Source organism: Pseudomonas sp. Q1, from assembly GCF_009935975.1.
Taxonomy (GTDB): Bacteria; Pseudomonadota; Gammaproteobacteria; order Pseudomonadales; family Pseudomonadaceae; genus Aquipseudomonas; species Aquipseudomonas palleroniana.
Genome location: NZ_QODI01000067.1, coordinates 1 through 646 on the forward strand (window position 1 = coordinate 1; position 646 = coordinate 646).

The 646-nt window shown below is 46.3% G+C and carries 1 protein-coding gene; it reads left to right on the forward strand.

From position 1 onward, the window contains the following. Positions 1–89: 89 nt before the first annotated feature. Positions 90–646: hypothetical protein (locus tag DK870_RS29160; RefSeq protein WP_218580690.1), on the forward strand; the 557-nt coding region annotated here is incomplete at its 3' end.

Sequence of the window (646 nt, forward strand, 5' to 3'; positions counted from 1 at the left end):
TCCAGGTTTTGGAGAAGCATGGAGGGAAGGTCCTTGTAAATGCTCCTGTGTCCACCATTCTAGTTGATGGAAAGCAAGGTGCATATGGAGTGACCGTGAAGGCCAGAGGTAAAGATGTTGAAGTTCTGGCTCCTGTGACCATTTCTGATACTGGTGTGTTTTCCACCTTCAAAAAGCTTCTGCGTCCAGAGGTTCAGGGAAATCCGGAGGTCCAAGGCTATCTGCATACTCTGAAACCAGGCAAAGGATTTTTCCAGGTGTTTGCAGGCTTTAATGCAACGATGGAGGAATTGGGCATCTCTTCAACTAATGTCCGACTTTATAAGAGCAACAACATGGATGAGCTGATGGAAGAGTACTTCGATTCAGACAAGGACATCGCACCTGACAATGTCCCCATGATGTACGTTTCCTTCCCCTCTGCTAAGGATCCCACTTCATGCACCCGTTTCCCAGGGCAATCCCGTATGGTGATCCACACTATGGTCAATCCAAAGTGGTTTGAACAGTGGAACAATATCAATGAGACTGAAAGGGGAGAAGAATATGAGAAATACAAGATGAGATTTGCTAATCATCTCTTTGACTGGGCTTGTGTCCACTTCCCCAAGCTGAAAGAAAAGTTGGCAATGTTGCATGCCGTCAC